General features: G+C 69.8%; 21 protein-coding genes and 3 pseudogenes. 12 read left to right on the top strand and 12 right to left on the bottom strand.

The annotated features are described in order from the left end of the window. The first annotated feature begins 748 nt into the window (after positions 1-748). Positions 749-1,321 carry a TetR/AcrR family transcriptional regulator gene (locus tag ACIBA9_RS22675; protein ID WP_399365563.1) on the top strand — a complete coding sequence of 191 codons (573 nt, stop codon included), beginning with the start codon at positions 749-751 and terminating at the stop codon, positions 1,319-1,321. A gap of 125 nt (positions 1,322-1,446) precedes the next feature. On the opposite strand, the pseudogene ACIBA9_RS22670 reads toward ACIBA9_RS22675, so the two are convergent. After that, a pseudogene (locus tag ACIBA9_RS22670) lies at positions 1,447-2,670 on the bottom strand (phosphatidylglycerol lysyltransferase domain-containing protein); the annotation flags it as partial. Positions 2,671-3,031: 361 nt separating this feature from the next. On the opposite strand from ACIBA9_RS22670, the pseudogene ACIBA9_RS22665 reads away from it, so the two are divergent. From ACIBA9_RS22665 to ACIBA9_RS22650, 4 genes and pseudogenes are all read left to right on the top strand, one after another. Then, positions 3,032-3,843, top strand: a pseudogene (locus tag ACIBA9_RS22665) (M56 family metallopeptidase). Positions 3,844-4,007: 164 nt separating this feature from the next. Continuing rightward, entirely contained in the window at positions 4,008-5,336 is a 1,329-nt protein-coding gene (locus ACIBA9_RS22660) for a diacylglycerol/lipid kinase family protein (RefSeq protein ID WP_399365561.1), read from the top strand. A 187-nt stretch (positions 5,337-5,523) separates the two neighbouring features. Beyond that, positions 5,524-6,366 (top strand): flavin monoamine oxidase family protein, encoded by an 843-nt coding sequence (locus tag ACIBA9_RS22655; protein WP_399365559.1) that lies wholly within the window; start codon positions 5,524-5,526, stop codon positions 6,364-6,366. After that, positions 6,350-6,910 (top strand): FAD-dependent oxidoreductase, encoded by a 561-nt coding sequence (locus ACIBA9_RS22650; protein ID WP_399365599.1) that lies wholly within the window; start codon positions 6,350-6,352, stop codon positions 6,908-6,910. The genes ACIBA9_RS22655 and ACIBA9_RS22650 overlap by 17 nt, the downstream gene beginning before the upstream one ends. A gap of 184 nt (positions 6,911-7,094) precedes the next feature. Here ACIBA9_RS22650 and ACIBA9_RS22645 read toward each other — a convergent pair whose 3' ends face one another. Continuing rightward, the gene (locus tag ACIBA9_RS22645) at positions 7,095-7,718 is read right to left on the bottom strand and encodes a TetR/AcrR family transcriptional regulator (protein ID WP_399365557.1); all 624 of its coding nucleotides are present in this window, start codon (positions 7,716-7,718) and stop codon (positions 7,095-7,097) included. A gap of 106 nt (positions 7,719-7,824) precedes the next feature. Here ACIBA9_RS22645 and ACIBA9_RS22640 point away from each other — a divergent pair, with 106 nt between their 5' ends. Together ACIBA9_RS22640 and ACIBA9_RS22635 are read left to right on the top strand one after the other, a co-directional pair. Beyond that, the gene (locus ACIBA9_RS22640) at positions 7,825-8,478 is read left to right on the top strand and encodes a CatB-related O-acetyltransferase (protein ID WP_399365555.1); all 654 of its coding nucleotides are present in this window, start codon (positions 7,825-7,827) and stop codon (positions 8,476-8,478) included. Then, a complete protein-coding gene (locus ACIBA9_RS22635) occupies positions 8,475-9,329 on the top strand; it encodes an alpha/beta fold hydrolase (RefSeq protein ID WP_399365553.1) in 855 nt (284 codons plus the stop codon). Before ACIBA9_RS22640 ends, ACIBA9_RS22635 begins: the two co-directional genes overlap by 4 nt. 77 nt (positions 9,330-9,406) lie before the next feature. On the opposite strand, the gene ACIBA9_RS22630 is transcribed toward ACIBA9_RS22635, so the two are convergent. The 3 genes from ACIBA9_RS22630 to ACIBA9_RS22620 all read right to left on the bottom strand — a co-directional run bounded on the left by ACIBA9_RS22630 (position 9,407) and on the right by ACIBA9_RS22620 (position 11,521). Continuing rightward, positions 9,407-10,177, bottom strand: a complete 771-nt coding sequence (locus ACIBA9_RS22630) for a class I SAM-dependent methyltransferase (protein ID WP_399365551.1) — start codon at positions 10,175-10,177, stop codon at positions 9,407-9,409. Between the two features lie 346 nt (positions 10,178-10,523). After that, positions 10,524-10,760 (bottom strand): hypothetical protein, encoded by a 237-nt coding sequence (locus ACIBA9_RS22625; protein WP_399365549.1) that lies wholly within the window; start codon positions 10,758-10,760, stop codon positions 10,524-10,526. A gap of 113 nt (positions 10,761-10,873) precedes the next feature. Beyond that, complete coding sequence (locus tag ACIBA9_RS22620) at positions 10,874-11,521, bottom strand: maleylpyruvate isomerase family mycothiol-dependent enzyme (protein ID WP_399365547.1); 648 nt, start codon at positions 11,519-11,521, stop codon at positions 10,874-10,876. 72 nt (positions 11,522-11,593) lie between these two features. Here ACIBA9_RS22620 and ACIBA9_RS22615 point away from each other — a divergent pair, with 72 nt between their 5' ends. Continuing rightward, positions 11,594-12,511, top strand: a complete 918-nt coding sequence (locus ACIBA9_RS22615; protein WP_399365545.1) for a LysR family transcriptional regulator — start codon at positions 11,594-11,596, stop codon at positions 12,509-12,511. Positions 12,512-13,357: 846 nt separating this feature from the next. Here ACIBA9_RS22615 and ACIBA9_RS22610 read toward each other — a convergent pair. Beyond that, positions 13,358-13,912: a GNAT family N-acetyltransferase gene (locus ACIBA9_RS22610; protein ID WP_399365543.1), complete on the bottom strand. Its 555-nt coding sequence runs from the start codon at positions 13,910-13,912 to the stop codon at positions 13,358-13,360. Beyond that, on the bottom strand, positions 13,912-15,153 hold the full coding sequence (locus tag ACIBA9_RS22605) for an MFS transporter (RefSeq protein ID WP_399365541.1): 1,242 nt from the start codon (positions 15,151-15,153) through the stop codon (positions 13,912-13,914). The genes ACIBA9_RS22610 and ACIBA9_RS22605 overlap by 1 nt, the downstream gene beginning before the upstream one ends. 47 nt (positions 15,154-15,200) lie before the next feature. Here ACIBA9_RS22605 and ACIBA9_RS22600 point away from each other — a divergent pair, with 47 nt between their 5' ends. Further along, on the top strand, positions 15,201-16,607 hold the full coding sequence (locus ACIBA9_RS22600) for a PLP-dependent aminotransferase family protein (RefSeq protein WP_399365539.1): 1,407 nt from the start codon (positions 15,201-15,203) through the stop codon (positions 16,605-16,607). A gap of 132 nt (positions 16,608-16,739) precedes the next feature. Here the strand turns inward: ACIBA9_RS22600 and ACIBA9_RS22595 are convergent, their stop codons facing one another. Beyond that, complete coding sequence (locus ACIBA9_RS22595; protein WP_399365537.1) at positions 16,740-17,393, bottom strand: TetR/AcrR family transcriptional regulator; 654 nt, start codon at positions 17,391-17,393, stop codon at positions 16,740-16,742. A 92-nt stretch (positions 17,394-17,485) separates the two neighbouring features. Between ACIBA9_RS22595 and ACIBA9_RS22590 the strand changes: the two genes are divergently transcribed. Then, entirely contained in the window at positions 17,486-17,899 is a 414-nt protein-coding gene (locus ACIBA9_RS22590; protein WP_399365535.1) for a DUF4345 domain-containing protein, read from the top strand. A 640-nt stretch (positions 17,900-18,539) separates the two neighbouring features. After that, positions 18,540-18,660 (top strand): annotated as a pseudogene (locus tag ACIBA9_RS22585) (MerR family transcriptional regulator); the annotation flags it as partial. Positions 18,661-18,761: 101 nt separating this feature from the next. Here ACIBA9_RS22585 and ACIBA9_RS22580 read toward each other — a convergent pair. Further along, on the bottom strand, positions 18,762-19,370 hold the full coding sequence (locus tag ACIBA9_RS22580) for a TetR/AcrR family transcriptional regulator (RefSeq protein ID WP_399365533.1): 609 nt from the start codon (positions 19,368-19,370) through the stop codon (positions 18,762-18,764). 46 nt (positions 19,371-19,416) lie between these two features. Here ACIBA9_RS22580 and ACIBA9_RS22575 point away from each other — a divergent pair, with 46 nt between their 5' ends. Then, on the top strand, positions 19,417-19,944 hold the full coding sequence (locus tag ACIBA9_RS22575; RefSeq protein WP_399365531.1) for an SRPBCC family protein: 528 nt from the start codon (positions 19,417-19,419) through the stop codon (positions 19,942-19,944). A gap of 493 nt (positions 19,945-20,437) precedes the next feature. Here ACIBA9_RS22575 and ACIBA9_RS22570 read toward each other — a convergent pair whose 3' ends face one another. From ACIBA9_RS22570 to ACIBA9_RS22560, 3 genes are all read right to left on the bottom strand, one after another. After that, on the bottom strand, positions 20,438-21,166 hold the full coding sequence (locus tag ACIBA9_RS22570) for a DJ-1/PfpI family protein (protein ID WP_399365529.1): 729 nt from the start codon (positions 21,164-21,166) through the stop codon (positions 20,438-20,440). Beyond that, positions 21,163-22,194: a GlxA family transcriptional regulator gene (locus ACIBA9_RS22565; RefSeq protein ID WP_399365527.1), complete on the bottom strand. Its 1,032-nt coding sequence runs from the start codon at positions 22,192-22,194 to the stop codon at positions 21,163-21,165. Before ACIBA9_RS22565 ends, ACIBA9_RS22570 begins: the two co-directional genes overlap by 4 nt. 890 nt (positions 22,195-23,084) lie before the next feature. Beyond that, a complete protein-coding gene (locus ACIBA9_RS22560) occupies positions 23,085-23,957 on the bottom strand; it encodes a GyrI-like domain-containing protein (RefSeq protein WP_399365525.1) in 873 nt (290 codons plus the stop codon). Between the last annotated feature and the right edge of the window lie 255 nt (positions 23,958-24,212).

Raw genomic sequence — 24,212 nt, 5'->3', positions numbered from 1 at the left:
GGTCGGTTGGGCAGACGAGCTTCCGCTGGCGGTCGCAGCGCCGTCCGCTCCACGTCCTTGTATCCGGGAGTAGAAGTTCCACTTTGCGCTCGGAACCGGGCGAGCCCGAGCCGTTACTCCCGGACCGGACACCGAAGCGGGGTGGCCGCTGTGCGCTGACCGTCGCGACGGCGACACATACCGCGTGTCGGCGTTCGTCGAGGGCCCACAGGCGCAAGGGCCAGAGCATTCATCCCGACGTAGAAAATGGCCCAGGGCGTGGTGATCGGTTGTCCGAACAACGCCAGGTACAGGCCGGTCACGATCGCGAGCCCGAACGCGCCGATGTCTTCGCCGCGACGTACAGCGCGTGCTCCTGGCCCTCGGTGCGGTCGAGGCGGAACCAGTCCGGCATCTTCGCCGGGCGCACAGGTGCGCGCGGGCTCACTCTCCGGCACACCTGTCATGGCCGCCCCGCAGACGCGTGCCGCTTGCGAGGCCGGCGCCGTGGCGAAGGCCACCGGCACCAGCAAATCGCGGCCTGTCCCGCGCGTTTCATCGGCCACGGATTCCGCCCTGTGGGGCATCGGCTTCTCCGTTCGACTCATTGAAGTCGATATCAATTCAACTTCGAGTTCAGTGGGGGTTCAAGGCGTGTCAATACGTTCGGGCAATAAGGGCCGCCACGAAACTGATACGATCTCGAATCGTGTTCGGTAAAAATGCGACAAGCCGGGTTCCGGCTCGCCCGGCGGCCCAGCGTCGCGGGATGGAGCGCAGGAAGGCCATCCTCGACGCCGCCGAGGCCCTGCTCGCCGAGAAGGGCTACGAGGCCGCCACGCTGAAGGCGATCGGCGAGCGAGCCAGCATCCCGGCCGCCTCGATGTACCACTACTTCGCCGACCGGTACCAGGTTGACGCCGAACTGCTGCAGCGACACCTGAGCGAGCTGGACGGGCTCATCGACGCCATGCTCGCCGAACCGAGGGCGCAGACGCTGCGCGAGGCCGTCGACATCATGATCGACCTGCTCCTCGACTACCTCCGCCGTCACCGCAGTTGCACCGAGCTGTGGTTCGCGGGCCGTCACACCACGCTCGACGAGATGGTGCGCGCCTTCGACGAGGCCCAGGCGGAACGGCTCTGGCACCACCTCGTCGAGCAGCACTTGGTAGCGGCCGACACGCCCCTGCTCGCACTGCTCCTCGCCTTCGAGATCGGCACCCGTCTCTTCGACATCGCGTTCCGGCGCTCGCCGGCCGGGGACGACGCCACGATCGACGAGGCGCGCCGCCTCGTCACCGCTTACCTGGAGACCTACGCCTTCGAAGGGACGCGGTGACGCGAGCAGCGCGCACCGGGCGACCGGCGGGCGCGCCGGCGCACGGCTAACGCAGCTTGGTCGCCTCACCGCACCTGGTCGAGCAGCTTGTCCTTGAGGAGTTTCCCTCCCGCGTTGCGCGGCAGCGCCTCGGTGACGACCGTGGCGTGCTGCGGAACCTGGAAGTCGGCGAGCCGTTCCCGGCAGTGCGCGAGCACGGCTCTGCGGACCCGGTGGTACGCCTGGCGCACCCCGCGCATGGCACGGCCCTCCAGGCGGAAGTCCGCGATCTCCACGACGGCTTCGTCGCCAAGTTCCAGTGCGTCCAGTCCGTGCCGGGCGTACACGGTGCCGCCCAGTTCGCTCGCCCCCATCACCGCGGGCGTCCAGCCGTGCTCGCGCGCCTCGGTCAGCCACCGCTCGATCGCACCCGGCCAGGCTTCGGGATCGCCCAGCGGATCGGCCGAGGCCAGCGAGACCCCGCCGACCACCCGGTAGGTCACCGCTGCCTTGCCGGTGGGAGAGAAGGCGACGCTCTTGTCCCGACGCAGCGCGAAGTAGCCGAGCGGGTCGGTCTCGCCGTGCCGCGCCAGCAGGGCCCGCAGATGTTCCTCGTCGTCGGCGGTGATCGGGTCCGTGGCCCGCACCGAGCGGAACGCCGCCCACAGCACGGCTGCGAACAGCGCCGCGCTCGCCATGTTGATCAGCGCGTCGGCCCAGGCGGGGGTCGAGATGCCGGGGAACTCGCCCCGCGCCGGCTCCATGGAGACCGCGCGCATCAAGCCGTAACTCCAGCGTTCGGCGAAGGTCGAGGGCTCGGACGCCTCGTCGGCGGCCTTCACCAGGAGCGCGGCCAGGAGCGAGGTGACCAGGAGACCGCCGACCGCGGTGAGGAAGGCCCGTCTCGGGTTCGACCGGTCGCCCTTGGCGTAGAACTCGCGCCGTCCGTGCAGCAAGGCGCCCGCGAACAGCGCCGTCAGCGCCAGCGAGATCCAGTTCTGCGGATGACTGCGGCACTCCGGGGCGAGTGCCACCACTCCCGCGAAGACGGCCGCGAGGGACCCGGACAGTGCGAGGTTGAGGATCCACGCGGCCCGCTTGCGCCTGCGCAGGGTCACCGCCAGGAAGAACGCGAAGGCGCCGGCCGCGAAACCGGGTGTGACCAGGTACGGCGTGAACAGCTCCTCGGTACTGTGCCGCCGGATGTCGTCCCCCAGGGACACCCACACCGCGCCTAGCACATCGACGGCGGCGACCGCCCGCAGGTACGAGATCCCGTACGCGGCGCTGTGCCGGCCCCACCCGGTGGTGGGCCGGTTCTCACCCGATCTCAAGCGATGCCTCCAGGGACTTGGACGTAGTCGACCGATAGCTAGACTAGAATACGATTCGAATTCGAATTCACTGCATGCACCCTGTCGAGCCGCTCACGTGGATCACGCCGCGCACACGGGCGACGCGGCCAACAGGACGACAGGGGCGCGGCTCACCGCCATGACGACGGGGACCGGCGCACGCGAGGAACATGGACACAAGACACGAGCACCACTTGGAAACGGTGGCCGCCGCCGGCCGCCCACGCCCACCGGTCACCGGAATCACGGCATGACCGGTTGCCTGCTCCTGCTCTGCGCTCTCGGCCTGGCGGCTGCCGTACCGGTCGCTCGGGCGTTGAACCGGGCGACCTGGCCGGAGCATGGACCCGTGCTCGGCCTGTGGGTGTGACAGTGCCTGGTCGCCACCGCCCTGCTGAGCTGCCTGACCGCGCTGGTGCTGGGTATGGCCGCGGGATTCCGTACGGTCCGCGACCACCTCTTCGGCTCCGCGCCGCCCGGTGTCATGGCCGCCTACCAGCTGTCCTCCGCCCCCGCCTGGGCCATGGCCCTCACCTTGCTGCCGGCGGCGGGGGCCGCTTGGACAGCGGCCGTGCTGGTCGCGCAGCTCAGGGCGGTCCGCCGGACCCGGGGCGCGGCCCGTGCCCGACTGCGGGAGCGGGCGCCCGAGCTGCCCGCAGTCCTCCCCGCGGGCCGCGGCCCCCTGCTGGTCCTGGAGGAGGAGTACCCGGACGCCTGGTGGATGCCCGGCAGCCCGTCCCGGCTGGTCGTCACCACGGGCGCGCTGTATCGGCTCACCGATCGCCAACTGGACGCCGTCCTCACGCACGAGCGCGGTCACGCCCGCGCCCGCCACGACTGGCTGCTACAGCTGTCCGCCGCCCTGGCCGGCGCTTTCCCGAAGGTGCCGCTGTTCACCCATTCTGCGAACAGACCCATCGGCTGGTGGAGTTGGCCGCCGACGACACCGCCGCGAGGCAGTGCGGACATGTCACCACCGCGCTGGCCCTCATAGAGCTGAACCAGCACCGCGGAGTCTTCTCCCACGCAACCGGCCGCCGCCTGCTCCACGACCGGGTGAACCGTCTCCTCACTCCCCCGCCGACACTCAGGCCACGACAACGCACTCGCATCGCCACCGTGGCGGCACTGGCCCCGCTGCTGCCGCTGCTCATCACCTTCGCGCCGGGAATCGACGCGCTCGACTGACCGGCTCACCCATACAGGCGTCCGGGACGCACCCGTCCAGAGGCGCTGCGGCACGCTGGTGAGACGGGAACGGATCAGAACCCCTTCAGGAGAACGCCATCGACAGGACACGAAGAGCGCGGTCGCGGGCCGAGCGGGCCGCCCGGCTACTCGCGCGGTGCGCCGTGCTGGCGGCGATCGCCGCCGTGGCGGTGCTGCTGTTCGCGCTGGGCGGGGGTGGACTGCTCGTGGCCGCGGCCGGGGTCCTCGGGCTGGTGGTCTGCGCCGCCGGCCTCTGGTGGTTCGTGGCCCGGCGCGGTCTGGTGCGGCTGCTCGGCGCCTTCGTGGCCGTCGCGGCGCCGGTCGGCGTGCTGGTGTTCTTCGCGCGAAGCGGTCTGTGGCTCATCGCGTTGATCTCCAGCCTGTGCTGGGCGGCGGCGGTGACGTGCGGTCGCGCGGCGCTGCACCGAGCGCGGCCGCGCCGGTCGCAGCGGCCCACGCGGGCACGTCGGCCGAAGCGGGCGGTCCTGATCATGAATCCGAAGTCGGGGGGTGGCAAGGTCGCACGCTTCGGCCTCGTGGAGCGGGCGGAGCGACTGGGCGCACGGGTGGTCCTGCTGGACCCGTCGGCCCCGGTCGACGTGGCCGAACTGGCCCGCGAGGCCGTGGAAGACGGTGCCGACCTGCTCGGTGTCGCCGGCGGCGACGGCACTCAGGCACTGGTCGCGGCGGTCGCCGCCGAACACGGACTGCCGTTCCTCGTGATCTCGGCGGGCACCCGCAACCACTTCGCCATGGATCTCGGCCTCGACCGCGCCGACCCGGCCCGCTGCCTCGACGCCCTGACCGACGGTGAGGAGATCCGGGTCGACCTCGGCGACGTATCCGGCCGCCCCTTCGTCAACACGGTGTCCTTCGGCGTGTACGCGGACATCGTGCAGAGTCCCGAGTACCGCGACGACAAGACGGGCACCGCCCTGAAGCTGATGCCGGACCTGTTGGCCGGGGAGGGCGCGGGACGGCTCGACGCGCGGGTGGACGGCACCCGGCTCGCGGACCAGCAGGCGCTGTTGATCAGCAACAACCCGTACGCCTCCCCTGACGAGCTGGGCAGTGGCGGGCGCCGGCCCGTGCTCGATGACGGTGAGCTGGGTGTGATCGGGATCAGGGTGGAGAACGCGGCACAGGCGGCGGAGCTGGCCGTACGGGGCGCGCAGGCGTCGGGGCTCACCGTGACGACCGCGCGTCGGGTCGAGGTGACGGCCGGGGCACCTCAGATCCCGGCGGGCGGGGAGGAGGCGCAGATCCCGGTCGCGGTGGACGGGGAAGCGCTGTCGCTGCGCACACCGGTCGTGTGCTCGGTGCGGCCCGGCGCGCTGCGAGTGCTACTGCCCCGCGACCGCCCGGGCGGACCGCCACCAGCGACCCCGGTCGACTGGCGACAACTGCTCGCCCTCGCGTGCGGTTCCGCCGAGCGCACGGCATCAGGCGAGAGCCGGGCCCGACCGCTGTGATGGCGGCCCTCCCGGAGGACGCGCGAGCGAGCTGAGGGAACAGGTGAACTCGAACCAGATTCGAGATCGGTTTCTTGTTCTTGGACTGTCGACGGGTGCACCGGAAGGCGATGCGCGCACGCGCCCAGCCGACCCGTCGAGCCCGGTGTCACAGCCGTTCGGAATGCCGAAGTGAGGAGCGAGAAGGATGACGAACGCGGAGCCCGAGTCGGGTGCGGCGAGCGCGGCGAGGCCTGTACGCGAGGAAGCCTGCGACGTCGTCGTCATCGGCGCGGGGATGGCCGGGCTGATGGCGGCGACGACGCTCGCCGGCGAGGCCGACGTCATCGTGCTCGAGGCTGCGGACCGGGCCGGCGGACGAGTCGAGACGGTCCGCAGAGGCGACTACTGGATCAACGTCGGGACGCAGTTCACCGAGGGGACCGGGCCGTTGATCGACGCCCTCCACCACCACGGCATCGAGATGGGGTCGCTGGCGGGCAAGGGTGTCGCACTGGCCCTCAACGGGCAGTTGGTCGACACCTCCGACCTCTTCGCGCTCATGTTCCGCACGCGGATGAGTTTCATGGACCAGGTCGCCATGGCGATGGTCGGCGCCCGTATCCTCTCGGCCGTTCCGTTCCTCGAGTCGGACAGCCGCATCGCGAAACGGGTGCGCACCAAACTCGACAGGCGCGTCGCATCGGACCTGCTGCGCGGCGTCCGTTCCCAGGTGGCTCGTGACATGGTCCGATCGTGGTCGGGCCAATGGATGGGATGCGAGCCCGGGGAAACGGCGGCGACGCAGCTTGTGACGTCCATAGGGGTTGCCATGACGGACCCGGCTAAGGTGCCCAACTTCGCCCTGCCGGTAGGGGGCAATCAGATGCTCACCGACATCCTCGCCGACGATCTCGGCGAACGCCTCCGACTCCGCTCACCGGTCCGGTCCGTGCAGCCGGACGCGGACGGGGTCGTCGTGAACTACTTCGACGCGGACCGCCCGGCGCGGGTGCGCGGCCAAGCGCGCCGTCATAGCGGTTCTCAGTGACGTCGCGCTGCAGATCCTTCCGGAACTCCCGCAGAGGTACCGCAACGCGTTCGATGACATCCGCTACGGCCGGTACGTCATGTTCGGTTCTTCACCGAGGAGGAAGGGCCTCGGCCCTGGGACGAACTACTCGGCGTGTCCACACCGCAGCTTTCGTTCCAGGCGGTGTTCAACCACGCCGCCGCCGCTCGGAAGGGGCGGCGCACGGAAACCCGGAGGTGCGCTGGCCTGCTTCGCCGGCGGTGCTGTGGCCGACGACTTGTTCGAGCTGTCCGACGAGGAGATCGTCGCCCGGTTCGCCGAGGACCTGATTTCGGTCTACCCCCAGCTCGAAGGGAAGCTCGGGGAGGGGATCGTGCGGCGGCATCGCCGTGTGGTGCCCTTCTGGGCTCCCGGGAGGCGCGCATCGCTGCCGACGCTGCGCGATCCCCTCGGGCCGGTCCACCTGGCCGGCGACTACCAGCTCGACATGCCTTCGCTCGCCGACGCGGCGACCTCGGGCGAGAACGCCGCGAAGGCGGTTCTCGCGAGCCTGAGGCACTGACCTCGTCCTCATCGCCTGTCTGGTCATCGCGCGTCGACGTAGTCCGTGACCGGGGGCTCTTGAGGTGCTGGTCGCCTATCTGCCTGGTCAGGTGGCGTTCAAGCGCGCCACAGGGCCGGCACCATGCAGTATCGGCAGGGCGGTCCCGCCAAGCTGGACTCCTTCCGGATCCTGATGAAGAAGATCAGGATGCTGCCGCGTCGAACAGGCCGGCGCGGGCGGCGTACAGGGCGGCGACGGCCGCACGGTGGGCGGCCCGTTCGTCGAGGGGCTCGCCGGTGATGAAGAGTCGGTGGTAGAGCGGGGCCGTGGCCGCCCGGACCAGTTCCACCGGGTCGACGCCCGCGGGGAGTTGGCCCCGTTTCACGGCGCGAGTCACGACTTCGGCGGCCTGCTGGTGGCGGGCGGTGAAGAAGGCGCTCAGTGCCGCCGCGCCGACGGCGGAGCGGAGGGCCGCGCCGATCAAGGCGGTCGGGGTGGTGCGCAGTTCGGGGTCGGTAAAGGTGGTGTACACCTCGCGGGCCAGCAGTTGGATGTCCTCGTCTACGTTCCCGGTGTCGGGGATCGGCCAGGGTTGGTCGGCGGAGACCGCGAGCGCGTCGGCGATCAGGCCGTCGATGCCGCCCCAGCGCCGGTACACGGTGGCTTTGTGGACTCCGGCGCGATGGCAGATCGCCTCGACCGTGAGCTGGTCGTACCCCTTCTCGGTGAGCTCGGCCAGCGTTGCGGTGACCACGTCGGTGCGGACCCGGGCACTTCGCCCGCCGGGCCTGGTGCCTGCCTTCGCGACCTTCGGATCATGAGGCAAAGTCGACTCCTGTCGCTTTAAGGCTTGCGCGCGGGTAGCTGTACCGTCAGGATACTAATGCGACACAGGTCGCGTTAGTTGTTGCGGTGAAGGAAGGACTCCAGTCATGACCGCGTCGATCCCGAACCCCGCGGCCCTGCACCCGCTGCCCGGGCAGGACCGGGTGGTCCTGCTCCGCCCGCTGGTCACCGACTCGCGGATCGAGGTCGGCGAGTACACCTACTACGACGACCCCGACGGCGCGACGGAGTTCGAACGCCGCAACGTGCTCTACGGCTACGGGCCCGAGCGGCTGGTGATCGGCAAATACTGCGCGATCGCCGCCGGAACCCGCTTCCTGATGGCGGGCGCCGCCCACCCCACTCTGGGCGTCTCCACCTTCCCGTTCACCATGTTCGGCGGCAGCTGGACGGAACGGACCATCGATCTGGTCACAGGCATGCCCAGCCGGGGCGACACCGTGATCGGCAACGACGTCTGGATCGGATACCAGGCGCTGATCATGCCGGGCGTGCGGATCGGCGACGGCGCGATCGTCGCGGCCCGCGCGGTGGTCACCGCCGACGTCGAGCCGTACACCGTGGTCGGCGGCAACCCCGCCCGCCCGATCCGCCGCCGCTACGAGGACGCCGACATCGAGCGGCTGCTCCGAGCGGCGTGGTGGGACTGGCCGGTGGAACTGGTCACGGAGCACCTGCGCACCATCATGGCGGGCACGCCCGCCGAGATCGAGCGGATCGCGAAGGAGATCACCGCATGACGATGGAGACGCGGATCGACGGTATCGCTGTCCTCGACCACGGCGGGGAAGGGCCTGATGTAGTGCTGCTGCACGGCGCAAACCGCACGGCGCTTGACTGGGACCCCGTTCGGCCCCACCTGAGCGGCCTGCGGCTTGTCGCCATGGATCTGCGCGGTCACGGACGTTCGGCATCGGTGTCCTCGTACGAATGGGAAGACCACCTGGCCGACGTGGACGCCGTGGTCCGCGCGCTGGGGCTGCGTAGGCCCTGGCTGGTCGGGCACTCCCTGGGCGGCATGATCGCCGTGCGGTACGCGGCGTCGCGGGACTGTGCCGGCGTGGTGGACCTGGACGGCTTCGGCGGCGGGGTCTCCACGCTGTACCCCGGGCTGACACCCCAGGAGGTACGGGAGCGTCGAGCCGAGCAGATCGCTCTCTATGCCGGTGCTCCGGCGTTGACAGATCCCGGGCAGGTCGAGGCGCGGGCGCGGGCGACGGCCGAGCGCTTCGGATGGGACGCGGAGAGCGAGGCGGCGCGTGCACGGCGCGCCGAAGGGCGTCCTCTTCCAGGTGAACTGCCCGCACTGATGGCCCCGCTGGAGGGCTATGACCTGTTCGCCGAGGTTCGCGGACTGTGCGTACCGGTGCTGCTCGTCTCAGGCGCGCGTACGCCGGACCTCGACCACCTCCCCCAGCACATCCAGGAGTTGACCGAGGCGCTGGTGCGCGGCATCGGACGGGAGCTCACGGCGTTGCCGGATCGCGTCGGCGTGGTCCGGCTGGAGTCGGCCGGACACATGGTCCATCTCGACGAGCCAGCCTGGGTCGGCAAGCTGATCCGAGAGTTCGTGGGACCTTCCGGGAACTGACTGCGGTCTTGGACAGCCGCTGGCACCTGACGTCATCTCGCCTGGGCGACCTCGACGTCTCCAGCGGCCTCGACTCGCTACTCCGGGCCAGTGACCGACGGCAGCGCCTCGACGACGAAGAACAGGAAGCAGGGCTTGGTCGAAAGGTCGTCGAAGCCGTCGGGGAACAGTGCCCGGGCGGCTGGGTCAGGCTGCGGCTCGCTGATGGCGGACAGGCCGAAGCCCGCGGTCGTGAAAGCGTCGATCATTGCGTGCAACGGCTTTCGCCAGAGTCGCATCGGAGTGGACTGCCCGCCGAGCATCCAGTCGAATGTGTAGCTCGTGGTCGCGAAGTAGTCGGGCCGAGGGTCCCGGAACGTGTACGCCGTGACCGGGTGATCCACGGACATGATCAGCCGGCCGCCGGGCCTGAGTACTCGCCGGAACTCGGCCAGCGTCCGCCCCCAGTTCTCCAGGTAGTGCAGGACCAGGGACGCGACGACGTCGTCGAACGCGCCGTCCTTGAACGGCAGGCGCTCACCCAGGTCGGCCAGGTGCAGGGCTACGTCATCACCGAGCCTCTGCCTGGCCAGTGCGAGCATTCCGGCGCTGGCGTCGATCCCGGTGGCGACCGCGCCGCGGTCGCGCAGTGCGGCGGTCAGTGGGCCCGAGCCGCAGCCGGCGTCCAGAACTCGGTGGCCGGCCACGTCTCCGGCGAGGGCTAACATCGCGGGCCGTTCGTAGTACGCGTTCACGAGGTTGTTCTCGTTCTCCGCCGCATACGCCTCGGCGAAACTGTCGTAGTCGTTCACCCGGGCCGGTTCCGCAGCATCAGGGAAGCTCTGGGGTGTGTCGGTTGCGCGTGCCATCGTCGCAGCCTAGAGCCAGGCGGGCCCGCCGCACTGAATAGTGGGAAGTCGGGACACTGCCTCTTCAACAGTAGGTCCGCGTCACCACGGACACGATCATCGGAGCGGTTACCGGCTCCCTGACCGTCGCCGGCCTGCTCGCTGCGGGACGACACGGGCATCCCGGTAGGCCAAGGGACTTGGGCAGAGCAGCCGCAACGGCAATGTCAGCGATCCGACCACGGCGAAACGGCGTGGTGACTGCGCGGACACGGAGACGGTCCCACGGGCCGCGCAACACCTAGCGCAACAGACAGGCGCAATCCCCAGCGCAACCCTCGTGCTCCCGGTCGACCGGGACGACCGGTCACGCGACCTGGACGGCTCCGTGGGCGCGGGCGAGGTGGCGCAGCTCGAACCGTGCCGCCGGCACCGAGGGGACGGTCTCCCAGTAGGGGTGCCACCACAGCCGTACGGACAGGAGCTGCAGGCGGCGGCGCAGGGCGGTGGTGTCGCGGGGGCGGGGTGCGGCGAGTGCTTGGTAGGTGGCGTTCCAGGCGGCTTGCGTCTGCACGAGGTCGTCGGGGAAGCCGGTCACGTCCATATCGACATTAGATCGCTTGTTCGAATTGCGTGTCACGTCGGACACGGCCCGTCCGGCGGAGCCGACCTGGGTAAGGACGGTCAGCGGCGGGTCGGAAACGCATGGGGCGGCGTTCAGGCGGTGGTGAAGCGGCTGCTCGCCTCGCCCCGCAGCCGACCGGGTGGCAGCCTGCGGCCGAAGGCGACCAGGAGGAGGTCCTGGGCGTCGCCGTGCACGGGAACGCCTGATCCGTACGACCAGTCCAGGTCTTCGGCACGCAGCTGCACTCCGCCGATGTCGGCGCCGAAGAATTTCAGACCGCTGGGCCGGATTCCGTCGAGCAGGACTCGCAGTCGGTCTTCGGGGACACGCCGGTTCAGGCCGAGGGCGACGGTGATGTCCAGGCCGTGTACCACGTCGTGACCGAGGGCGGCTTGGAGACCACCGATCGGCGGCGTCCAGGGATGGCGGGCGCCCTCCCGCAAGAACGCGGCGAGTTCTACGGTGGAATGGGCCGCCGCGTCCCTGCGCGCGAGGCGGTCGGCCATGCGGTGCAGGTTTCCCCGGGCCCTGGCCAACTCGCCGATGGTCGCGGGCAGGGAGTAGCGGAATCCCATCGACATGTGGGCAGCGACCTCCCGTATCCGCCATTCCGTGCAGAGACTCGGCTCGTCCCACTGGGCGGGCCCCAGGCCGTCGAGCAGAGTGGCCAGCTCCTGGCGTTCCGCCGCGATGAAGGTCTTGATCTCGGCGTTACTGCACTCTCGGGATGCCTTCTCCATGTGATCCACCCTGTGGTCGTCATGGGCCATGTGTCCAATAGATGAATGTGCTGCGATCTAGAATCACAGGTTATGGAGCTCCGCCAGCTGCGCTACTTCGTCACCGTTGTCGAGGAGGGTGGCTTCACCCGCGCCGCTGCCCGGCTGCACCTCTCCCAGCCCGGACTCAGCGCCCAGATCCGCCAGCTCGAGAAGGAACTTGGACAGCCTCTCCTCGAGCGGTCCAACCGCGCGGTGACGCCGACCGAGGTGGGCCGGTCGGTCCTGCCGTACGCGCGAGCCGCGCTGGCCGCCGCGGACGCGGTGCGACACACCGTCGACGAGCACGCTGGACTGTTGCGCGGCCGGGTCACGCTCGGACTGGTCCCCGGTGCCACCAGCCACGCCTTCGACGTCGCCTCGTTCCTGGCGGACTTCCACGACACCCATCCCGCCCTGGAGATCGCGCTGACCGAGGACACCTCGGAGCGGATGCAGGCCGGGCTCCTGGCCGGCGAGATCGACATCGCCCTCTTCGGACCCACCGGAGAAGAACCCCCGCCCGGCCTCTCGTGCCGAACTGTCCTCGACGCCCCGCTCGGTGCCGCCGTCGCACCAGGCGACCCGCTCCTTACCTCCGTCGACCCCGCCGGCATCCCATTGGTCGCCCTGCGGGACCGTCCGCTGATCTGCCTACCGCGCGGCACCGGAGTCCGGGCGGTGCTGGAACGCTCTTGCGCCCGGGCGGGATTCCGGCCCCGGGTCGCTTTCGAGGCGGCAGCCCCCCACGTACTGGCACAGCTCGCCGCCCGGGGGCTGGGCGTCGCCGTAGTGCCCCTCGACGGGGAGGGCCCGGGCCGTGCGGGACCTTTGTGTACGCTGCCGATCATCCAGCCCAGGATCCGCGCCCGTATCGTCCTCGCTTGGCCGGCCATCGGCCCTGCGAGTCCCGCGGCCCGGGCGCTCCTCGACCGTATGCGCGAGGCCCTGCCGACGGCACCCATGTTGTAGGGGCCGCTCCCTCTGGATCTTGCCGCGTCTCTCCGAAAGGGCTTTTGGGCAACCGGGGTTCCTCCATTCCTGGCAGGCCGCAGCGGGCACACCCGGGACACGTAGTGGAGTCGTGGTCTCGATGGTCGCCGAGACAGGGGCGGCGATGGCGAGACCGAGCGGTCGGGCGGCGAGGGAGATCAGCGTGTCGAACGAGCCCACGCGCCCGAGGGCTTCTTGCGGGATGCGGCGTTGCATGGTGGTTTCACGCAGCGGGCCGTGAAGGCCGACTCCGAACATCCCGCCGAGGTAGGCAGCTGTGACGATCGGGATCCGTAGGACAAGGGCGAACGCGGTCAGCGGGAACGCGAAGACAGCGGCGCCCACGGCGACGCCGGCCAGGGGATGGCGTATGGGCAGCCGGGACGCGGCGTAGTTGCCGACGACCGTCCCCACCGTGCCGACTTCTGCGATGACGACCCAGGCGGTGTCTCCGTCCGAACGGCGTACGGCGATCATCGGGCCCAGGGTGAGGAGGAGGCCCGCCGTCCCGCCGGAGGGGGAGGTCTGGCCGCAGGCCGCCGAGAGTGGTGGCGGATGCGATGAACAGCGTGCCGGTGAGCAGGGAGGACCACCCGGGTCCCACGAGCAGCATCAGGCCGCCGGCGACTGCGGGAGCCGTTATCTGCGCGAGCCTTGCGCGGCCCCGAGTCCCGCGTTGATCCGAAGGCGCTCGGGTCCGGCCGCTACAGCGGTGACCAGCGTGCGGACGGCTGGTGTCCCGAAGGCCACGGCCCCACCCGTCACCTGCGACAGGGAGCAGAACGAGCATGGGGAGCGGTTCGCAGGACAGCACAAGGCCAAGGCTCATGGCCGAACGTTTTCGTCTTGGGACAGGATATTTCTGTAAAAGCAGACTCGATCTTGTCCCGGGCCGTCGTAGTCGATGCGCACGGGCACTCCGTCGATATCGCGATCACCCGGCTCGACAGTGAATCCCATGGCCTGGTGAAAGGAAATCGAACCGGTATTGCCTGGCGAGGTGATTGCACGCACATGGCGGCGGCCCGCCTCGGCAGCGTGTCGGAGAAATGCCGTGTAGAGCCTGCGGGCCAGGCCCTGCCCGCGCAGCGAGGGATCGACCCCCACGAAGTGGATATAGGCTTCCTCCTCGTTGTCTGCGGCGTGGAAGCCGATGAGGAACGCTCTGATCCCCTCATCGTCCTCCAATACCAGACTGGTGCGGGAGAAGAACTGCAGAAACAGCCTGGGAAGCAGCAGCGAAAGTTCGTGAGCCTGATCAGGGGTGCGGGAGTCGTTCCACCACTGCTGCACGCACCCGACGATCACGTGGTGATCAGACACTCGTGCTTGGCGCAGTTCGAGTACCGCAGTCACTTTCACCTCCTTTCGATAGCTCATCACTGCTTCTTCTTCTCCTCTCGCGGTGCCGCCGGGTCCGCGGTCCCCGTTGCCTGGTGTCTGCCCACGGCCGCCCTGTCCCACCAGGCTGGGACGAGGGCGGTCAGCATGAGGGCGCCGGTCAGGACGAAGGCGCCGGGGTAACCGGTCAGGCCCGCCACCGCGCCGAAACCGACCGCGCCGATGCCCATGCCCGCGTCGTAGGCGACATTCCACAGGGCACTCACGGTCCCGTACCCGGAGGCCGGGACCCGGGAGTACATCAGCGTGATCGTCGCGTTCTGGGTGATGCCGAAGCCGATCCCGAACACGGTCACGCCCAAGATCACCGTGACGGGGACGTCCGTGAGGGCGACGCCCAGGATGCCGACGGCCGAGGTGAGCAGCCCCGGCAGGACCAGCCCGGCGGGTCCGTGCCTGTCGCCGTGCCGGCCGGCGAACCACCGGGAGAGTGTCGCGGCGGCCGGCTGCATGAACAGCGCCGCTGCGACCACGTCGGCATTGCGCGACGCCACGGCCAGCGGCAGGAACGTGACGGTGATGCCCGCGCCGAGCGCCGTCGCCGCGAAAACGGCGGTGGGCCGGGCGATCGCCCCGGAACGGGCCCCCGCGAACACGCCCAGGGGCGGGCCCGTCGCCGCCTCCCGGTCGGGCAGGCCCGGTACGACGACGATGGAGACCAGCGCGAGCAGGGCCGCCACTGTGCAGACCGGCCCGTATCCAGTGTGCGAGGCCAGCCACGTCCCGAGCGGCAGCCCCACGAGTGAGGGCACACCGGCCACGATGCCGGTCATGGCCAGACCCTCGCCGCGGCGCTCGGGCGGGATCAGCGACACCGTCAGTGCCCCGCCCGCCACGACGGTGAACGCGAAGCCGAGACCGCGGACGAGACACACCGCGACGATCCACACCATGCTCTGCGAGACCGTCAGGACCAGCGCTGGAGCACCCAACAACAGCAACCCCGCGCCCAACGCCACGCGATAGCCACAGCGTGCCGCCAGCCACGGGGCCATCAGCTCGCCGGTGACCGTCGCCAGCATCAGCGCGCCGGTGACCAGGCCCGCCCCGTCGCTGCCCCGGCCCGGCACGCTCTGGGCGTACATCGGGACGACGGACAGCAGCAGGAAGAAGCTGGCCGAGGCTCCCACGACCGTGACGAAACGCATCAGCAGCGCGCGGGTCAGCAACCGTGGCCGTGCCTCGGCTGCTCGGTGTTGTGCATCGACGGATGAGGTCATGAGGTGAACCTAGGAATCGGACCGGCCCCTCAGTAAGCTCCAATTCCATGCCTGTTGAGTGGGCCGGTTCATCGCCGGATCTGTTGCTGGTGATCGATCGGGAGAGCCCTGAGCCGCTCCGCGCGCAGGTGGAGCGTCGATTACGGGAAGCGATCCGGGCCGGCCGACTGCACAGTGGTGAGCGGCTCCCGTCCTCCCGCTCTCTCGCGCGCGGTCTCGGTGTGTCCCGCGGTCTGGTGCAGGAGTGTTACGCCCAGCTCCAGGCCGAGGGCTACCTTGTGACCCGTGCCGGCTCGGGCACCAGGGTCGCTGCGCACACACCCGTACCGCAGCCGCCGGCCAAGCGCACCACGATGCAGCCGGCGCTGCTGGCGGACTTCCAGTGGGGCGTGCCCGACCTGCGGTCCTTCCCCATGACCGACTGGCTGTGGGCCATGCGCGAGTCCGCCCGCTCCTGCTCCGTCTCGGCGCTCGCCTACGGGGACGCCCGGGGCAGCGCGGTGCTGCGCGAGGTCCTGGCGGGCTATCTGCGGCGGGTGCGTGCCTGCGTGGCTGATCCGGAGCGGATGGTGGTCTGCTCCGGATATGCCCAGGGCCTCGGTCTCGCGCTGCACGCCCTGGCCCGCTCGGGGGTACGTACGGTCGCATATGAGGATCCGGGTTCGCCCGCGACGACGCGTTCCGCTGCGGCATCGGCGGGAATGGCGTCGGTTCCGGTTCCGGTGGACGACCGGGGCATCGACGTCGAGGCACTCGCCGCGACCGACGCCCGCGCGGTGGTGGTCACCCCGGCGCACCAGTGGCCCACGGGGGTCGTGCTGGCTCCCGAGCGTCGGCTGGCGCTGGTCGACTGGGCGGTGCGCCGGGACGCCGTGATCATCGAGGACGACTACGACGCGGAGTTCCGCTACGACCGGGATCCGGTCGGCACCCTGCAGGGTCTCGCTCCCGACCGTGTCATCTCCAGCGGGACGGTCAGCAAGTCTCTGGCGCCGGCGGTGCGACTCGGCTGGCTGCTGTGCCCGCCAGGCCTCGACGCCTTGGTCGCGGAGCACAAGCACCTCGGCGACCGCGGCTCCCCGACACTTGACCAGCTCGCCCTGGCGACACTCATCCAGTCCGGCCGCTACGACCGGCACCTGCGTCGGATGCGTAGCCGCTACGCGGCCCGCCGCACCACCCTGGTGGAGGCGTTGGCCGCACACGCCCCGGGGGTGGCGGTGACCGGTCTGGCCGCGGGTTTCCATGCGGTCGCGCATCTGGGCCCGGACGCCGACGAACGGGCGGTCGTCACCGCTGCCCGGGAGCGGTCGATCGGTCTGTACGGCATGAGCACGTGCCGTACGTCGGGGGCAACCACACCGCCCCGGCTCGTCCTGGGTTTTGGGAACGTGAGTCACCATGCCCTAGCCGTCGGCGTTCAGGTGGTGGGCGACCTGCTCCGCGGTGACTGACGTCACCCGCATGGCCGTGCTTCCGGACAGGTGTGAAGCACAAGCCAAGGGAAGGGAAGGGAGGGACCCTTGTGCGTCGGCCTCCCCCATCCAGATCTTCGAGCCCGACCTGCCGGCGGCGCCTCGGGCTCTCTACGTGTTGTGGGGCGGCCAGCCCTGGGCAGCCGCGCCGGATCCTTGTGGCGGCCAGTCGGGGGCGGGGTCTTCGGCGAGCAGCGGCCGGAGGGCGCCGAGAACCGCGCCGATGCAGACGTCGCGCAGCTGAGTGCGGGTACAGGTCCCGTGGGCAAGCCAGTCGACGCAGAGGACCCGGACGAAGACAAGCCAGCTCTTCAGGACATCGGACACTGCCTCGCGGGCGCTCTCGTCCGCGAGCGGGAGTACGGCCAGCAGTCGGGCACGGAGCGCGTCCAGCTCGTTCGTCATGATCGTCTGGATCACCGGGTCGCCAGCGAGGACCCGGTTCGCCGCGAGGACGGCGTTGCGGTTCGCCACGAAGTAGTCGAGGTGGACGTCCATGCCGTGGATGAGCTGCTCCGCCAGGGGGGCGTTGGGGACGAGCTGCGTTCCGGCGAGCAGTTGGTCCGCTGCCTGCTGGTAGACGGCTGCGAAGAGGGCGTGCTTGCTGGGGAAGTGACGGTAGAGCAGGGCCCGGGAGACACCGGCCTGTTCGGCGACTTCGTCCATCAGCACATCGGCGTAGGGGTGTGCGGCGAAGAGCCGTGCGCCGACGGTGAGGAGCTGGGCGCGGCGGTCGGCGGGGCTGAGTCGTCGGCGCGGAGGCATGACACGCAGCTTAGTTGACATGAGTCTACTAGTGCGCCCATCGTAGTAGACCCGTGTCAACTAAGCGTCCTTCAGGACGGCTTGGAGGAATCATGGCCAGGACTCTGCGTCTACTCGCACAGCTGATGGGCTGGACCTGTGTGGCGATCGGCCTCTTCCACGTGGCACTCGGCAACGCGGCGATCCCCGGTGCCGCCTCCGCCGGTGCGACGGTCGACAGCTGGGGCCGGTTCATGGGCGCCGCGTTCGCCGGCTACGGGCTGGCTTGGCTCTGGGTCGTGCGGCAGCGCCCGATCCCGGCTGGAGTGGTGCGGTGGCTGGCCGGCGTTTTCCTGCTGGGTGGCGCGGGCCGACTGCTCTCGCTCGCCGTGCATGGCTGGCCGCAGTGGTTTCAGATCGCACTGGCGGTGATCGAGCTCGGCCTGCCGCCGGTCTTCTTCTGGCTGGCCGACGCAGAGGAGCGGACCCTGCGCAGCGATGCGGAGGTCACGCCTGCCAGGCGGTGAAAGTGCCCGAGCGCGCCCGGATCGGCCACTTGGGCGGGGAAGTCGACGCTTCCGGTGGGGAACCGGGTGATCATCGGCAGCGGTCCGGTGTCAGCGTTCGTGGAGGACCTCGAGGCCGACTTGGAGCGGGTCCCGGCCGATCTGGTGGAGGCGGAAGGGGTGCTCCGGCGCCGGGTGATCGGCCTGGAGCAGTATCTGGAGGTGGTGGCGGAGGAGGATGCACCCGCCGTGGCCGTCGTGTCGCGGAGGAAGCCGGTGGGCCCGCGCCTGGCGGTGCCTCACCGCCAGGTTTCCGCCGGAACCGAGGTGTTGTCGATGGACCACCAAGCGTTGTTCGCCGCCGCCGTTGAGGCGGAAGGCGATGCGCTCGGTGCCCGTCGGGCGGCGGCGGTGCTGGGCTGGGCTGGGCTGGGCTGCGACAGCCTCCGTCTCTCGTCTCGAGAACGGCTGGTGGGACGGGGCTCGTCGGCGTCGTGCTCAGGCGTGTACAGACGAACGTGCTCAGCCGTGGGCCCCGGAGGACAACCCTGCGGCCGTGGGATTGTCCGCGAGCGTCCACGACTCGACGGCGGTCTGAACCTGGAGCAGGCGGGCGTAAACTCTCAGGGACGCGGACAGGCGAGTGTCCAAGCGCACGGGCGTGAGTCCGCGCTCACTGCGGTACTGCGAAGAGCAGGGCCTGCTGACCAGCTCACGCTCCGACGCGGGGCAGCGTCACTATTCCGATGCTGCGGGTCCAGCGCGTGTCACTCATTCGACAGCGAGCCGTGAACCAGGTCGAGGTGTACGTGTCCCTCTGGGGACGTCGTTCGAACGGTGGCGTGTCGTCTGGCCCGGGGGCGTGGCCTGATCGCTGCCTCCGTCACTCCGGTCCGTAGTACAGCTGGAGGAACTCCTCCATTGCCGCGTCGACGCCGGTACGGTCGCCGGTGGCGAGCAGGTCGAGCAGCAGTCCTCGGACGGTGGCGAGTCCCAGCCTGGCGCGGTTCCGGGCCGTGACAGGGCTCGCGCCCGCGTCGACCTCGGCCGCCACGAGCGGCTCCAGCCAGTCCGCCACGAGCCCTTCAAGGATGGCGACAGCCTCGGGGCGGCCCCGCAGCGCCTGCCCGCAGATCTCGAAGAAAAGCCGCTCCTGACCTTCGAGTTGGGGGTCAGCCAGTTTCTGCCACAGCAGCCGCGCGACATCGGCGGGCGAGAGACCGGGCTCCAGACGGAGCCGGGACAACAGATCGCGCTGGCGCCTCTCCGAGGTCCGGACGATCTCGACGAACAGCTGTTCCTTGGAGCCGAAGTAGTGGATCAGCATGCGGTGGCTGACACCGATCGCGGCGCCCAGGCGACGGAGACTCAGGTCCGCGATGCCGTGCTTCGCGACATGGTCGACAGCCGCATCCACCAGTTGCGCGCGGCGGCCCCTGTCCGTGTCTCGCCCTGCCTCGTCTTCGGGATGCGAGTCGTCCGCAGTCACCACACAGGGAGTGTACCAATTGGTACACGCTGCATGTACCGTGTGGTACATGAAGTCTGTCAGCGTGTCGATCGACGTACGTCAGACGCCCGAGCAGGTCTACGACTTCCTTGATGTCATGGCTCACCACGAGCGGTTCACAAACCATTACCTGACCGACTGGCGCTACAGCGGCCCTGTTCGCGGCATCGGTTCGTGCGCCACGGTCACTGCCACCCTGGGCGGCGCGAAGAGCGACGTCACCATCGAGGTCGTCGAGGCCGAGGTGCCCCGGCGCATCGTCGAACGCAACGTCAGCGCGGCCGGCCGACGACTGGCCCACGGCACTTACGCCATCGAGCCGCTGCGGGGCGGTGGGACCCGCATTTCGTTCACGTACACCTGGTTGCAGGCCCCTCTCGCCGAGCGGCTGCTGGCCCCAGTCGTGCGAACGGTGATGCGCCGCGCCAACCGCACGGTGATGCAACGCCTGGCCACCGAGTTGGCTCGCCACGTATCAGATAGCAACCAGACGACGGCACATACCGCGTCTTCTCCCCGACGCGGGCACGACACCAATCGCGGCCCGGCTCAGTGAAGTTATCGGCTTCCCGGCTCGGGGCGTCGAGCCGGGAGACAGAGCGGATGGGCGCACACGGACCGGGACACGGAACGGAGAAGCGGCGCGGCACGAACACGGTCGGCACCCAGAATGACTTACGCCCGCCGCGGGGTGGCAGACAGCCAGGAGGCCGGGGTCGGGTGCCGCGTCGGGATCCAATGGCATGAATAGATCTGAGGTATCCCCGAGATGCGGGAAGGGGTGACAGAGGGTCAGACGGGTGTCACGGGAGGAGCCCAGACCATGCCTGCACCGAGGAAGTAGCCGCTGGAGTTGCGTGAGCGTGCGGTCCGGATGTACCGGACCGCCGAGCCGGAGCCCGTGATCCACCGCATGGCCGAGGAACTCGGCGTGCACCAACACCCGGGCGTCTAGCCCGTACTCCGGGAACTCCCATTCATAGGCTCATGCGCACAAGCGTCCGTCCCCTATACCTGTGACGCAGCGAGCAACTGCAGTGCACGCTGTTTCAGTTGAGGACTGGCGTCTGAAGCGTTGCCGGAAGCGAAGGGGGGTGGGGGTCATATTCGAGGGCGAGCTGGATCGCCTTGGCCGTGTCGTCGTCCGCGATGACGGACGCGAGGTACAGGGCCATGTCCACTCCGGCCGTTACTCCGGCCGCAGTGATGATCTTTCCGGAGCGTACATAGCGCTGCGGCAGATAGGTGACATCGAACGTGGACTGGAGGTAGTCGGCAGAGGCCCAGTAGGTCGTCGCCTCCCGCCCGTCCAGCAGTCCTGCCGCGGCAAGGACGATGCTGCCGGTGCAGACGGAGGTGGTCCACCGGGTGTGGCGGTGCATCTCCCGGATCCAGCGCAGGAGCGCCTCATTGCTCATCGCCCCGGTGGTGCCGCGGTTGCCCGCACCCGGCACCAGGAGGACGTCGAGACGGTCGATCTCGGCGATGGAACGGTCTGCGACCACGGCCACGTCTGCCGTGTCCGTGCGGACGGCTCCGCGTTTCTCGGCGATCATGGTCACGGTGGCGTCGGGCAGCCGGGACAGGACCTCGGCCGGACCGGTGGGGTCCAGCAGGCTGTAGCCGTCGTACAGCAGGATGCCGATGTTCGGGCCCGTTCCGCCGCCATGCGGGGCCGCGTACGCCGCTTCGGTCGGGGCAGCTGCGGCCGTGGCCGCGAGCGCGGCGGTGGCCACGGTCCCGCGGAGGATGTTTCTGCGTGTAGTGGAATGGCTCATGGGCCAGGAGTCTTCTGCCTCGGCGCGACACGTGGGGGTGGCATGTCCGGCATCCTGCGAAGGATGTCCCCCGTGACCCCGTAATGGTCGAGGAACGCCTGCCGCAGCGTCTCCGCCGACCCGAAACCGCAGCGCCTGGCGATCGCCGCCATGGACAGGGCGCTGGAGTGCACGAGGTGCGCCGCCGCCTCGGTGCGCGCCGCACGCACGGCCCGCGCCGGAGTCGTTCCGAGAGTCGCGGTGAACAGACGGGTCAGGTGCCGGGGGCTGATCCCCGCACGGGCCGCCAGGGCCGCGGGGGTGAGGTCCTCGGCCAGGTGGCCGACGATATGGCCCATCAGGTCCCTCACCAGCCGGTCCTCCGGCGGTGGCGCTGCAAGGAACATCGATATCTGGGCCTGGTCTGGGGGCCGGTGCAGATGAGTGACCATTTCGCGGGCGACGGTCCGCGCGAGGGTTGGACCATGGTCGTCCTCGATCAGGGCCAGGGTCAGGTCGAGGGCGCTGGTGACTCCGGCCGAGGTGTAGACGTTGCCGTCGCGGATGTAGAGGGGAGCGGCGTCCACGGCCACGGCCGGGTGGCGCTCGGCGAGCCGGTCCGCCCATCCCCAGTGGGTCGTCACCCGTCTGTGGTCGAGCAGTCCTGCGGCGGCCAGTACATAGGCGCCGGTGCAGACCGAGGCTACACGCCGGCTGTGTGCGGCCAGCCGGCGCACCTGGCCCAGTAACCGCTCGTCCGCCGCCGCGTCTTCGCAGCCGATGCCGCCCACGACGATCAGCGTGTCCAACGGCCCCACAACCGCCTCCAGACCCCGCCCGGCTCCCAGCAGAATCCCCGCCGAGCTCCGGGCCGGCCGGCGGCCGAGGGTACCCAATTCGATGGAGTACGGCGGCTGCGCGCCGTACCGGTTGGCGATGTCCAAGGCACCGCTGGGACAGGCGATATCGAGGATCTGCGCGTCGTCGTAGGCAACGATGAGAACGCGCCGCTGGTCCCTGTGCTCGCTCCCACCGTGATTCAAGCGCATACGCCGCAACATCACTTCTCTCGTAAGGCGCCCCCAGGGGGCCGTGCCTCGGCCGAGGGCCTCAGGCAAGGTACCTGACCGCCAGGAACGACCTGCCATAGGTGACCACCGCCGCACTCGCGGTAGACCGACCCGACGCCCCTCCCGACCGCCACGACGCACGAGGTGCCCAACTGGTCCCGGTTCAGGTGCCGGACGACCGGCGAAGGTGTCGTGGCCATCGCCCCCTCATTCCACCGAGGCCGGCGCACCGCCACCGCGATGCTGGCCCGCCACTTCGCGGCACAAGGACGTACGACGGGAGGCGACACGGCCGACGCCGACACCGGACCAACAAGCCCGGACACCAACACGGCCACGACGGCCGTCGCGGTGACCAGATTCCGGATCACGGATAGCCAACACCCATCCCACAGGCCCACGTCACGGTCTCCGGCCAGAGATCACCCACCCGAAACGCACGGTGGGCCAAACTGCGCGCGGTCCGGCCTACGCACACGAGCGGAGGACTAACCCGGGCCCGGAGGCAAAGCCTGGGACCAGCAGGGAGGCCCTGTACTCCCCTCCTCTGGTCGCGGGAGGCATTCAAGGCTTCAGCGGCTTGCATACGGGCCGCGCCTGCGGCAGTGTCCCCCGCGCCGCCGGGACTTGCGCCGCTTGCACCCGCTTCCGGCACCGTACGCACCAGGCACACCCGCGCCGCCCTGAATGCACCCAACCCTGCGCCCAAAGCGCATTCCCTGTGCCTGTCGTCTTGGCCTACGCCGAACATGACGCCAAGCCCTACCGCTCGAGCCGGCACCCTGGGGATGTACGAAGATCGCTCTGAGCCGGGAATCGACGTTCCGGGGTCGGGCGCCTCGCCCCCGAAACGTCACTTGGCACCCGGCTCAGACCGTGGTGCGGGTAACCGGTATCCACAACTCCGCGTCGGACTGCGTCGGGTCGCCCTGGGCCGGCCGGGTGCGCAGGATCTCCGGGCCCGGGCGGTACTCGTACGGGTTGGACGGGATCCACTGGGCGGCCACGTCACCCCACATCCGCTGCAGCGCTTCCGGGAACGGCCCGGTGTTCTCGAACACCGCCCAGGTGCCCGGCGGGCAGTCCAGCACGTCGAGTTCGTCGGGCACCTCTCGGAAGTGGGTCACCACGGCGTGGTAGTAGTCGAGTTCGCTGCCCTCCTCGATGGCGTCCGACAGGCGCACGGTCGCCGACACCACGCCCTGCGGATCCTGGTCCGAAAGGCCGGCGATCCGCAGCATCGTCTGCGGAGAGATGCTTCGGATGTGCTCGGCGATGTGCGGGTTGACGCCGTGATAGATGAGCGGGACGCGGGCCTTCTTGCCGACGATCCGAAATGCTTCCTTCTCAACGATGCGGTACCGCATGGTGCTGTTCCCTTCGACGATGAGGCGGAAGGACAGCCGGGGCTGCGAGTTCAGAGCCGAGCCGGTACGCCTGGCCTCTCCGGGACCGACACCGTGCACGGCACGGAACGCCCGGGCGAAGGCCTCCCCCGAGGTGTAGCCGCAGCGGATCGCGATCTCCAGCAAGGTCCGTTCCCTGGCGAGCACTTCGGCCCCCGCCACGGTGAGCCGCCGGCGCCGGATGTACGCCGACAGAGGCATTCCCGCCAGTGACGAGAACAGCCGCCGGAAGTGGTACTCAGACGTAACCGTGATCCGGGCCAGCGCGGACACCTCGATGTGCTGGTCGAGGTGCTCCTCGATGTGCTCCATGGCCTGGTTCAGCCGATCCAGCAATCCCGGCCTCCTTCCCTTTCGATCACCAACGTTAGGAAGGACCAAGCCTGCCGCACCCGACAACCTGTGCCCGCTCCCGTCGGGTACGAACGGCCCGTGCGGGCGCGGTCGGCGGCTCGGTCCCCCGGCGCCGGCGGGGCCGGCTATCCAGTTGGCGCGGAAGCCGAACGGGACGCGGGCCGACAGGCGAATCACGGCCACCGGCGCGGCGGCGATGTCGTCGGCGGCCTCCAGGGCGACCAGGTCGCTGCGGCG

It is taken from the genome of Streptomyces sp. NPDC051452, assembly GCF_044454765.1.
Classification (GTDB): domain Bacteria; phylum Actinomycetota; class Actinomycetes; order Streptomycetales; family Streptomycetaceae; genus Streptomyces.
This window is presented reverse-complemented; position numbering and strand designations above follow the sequence as displayed.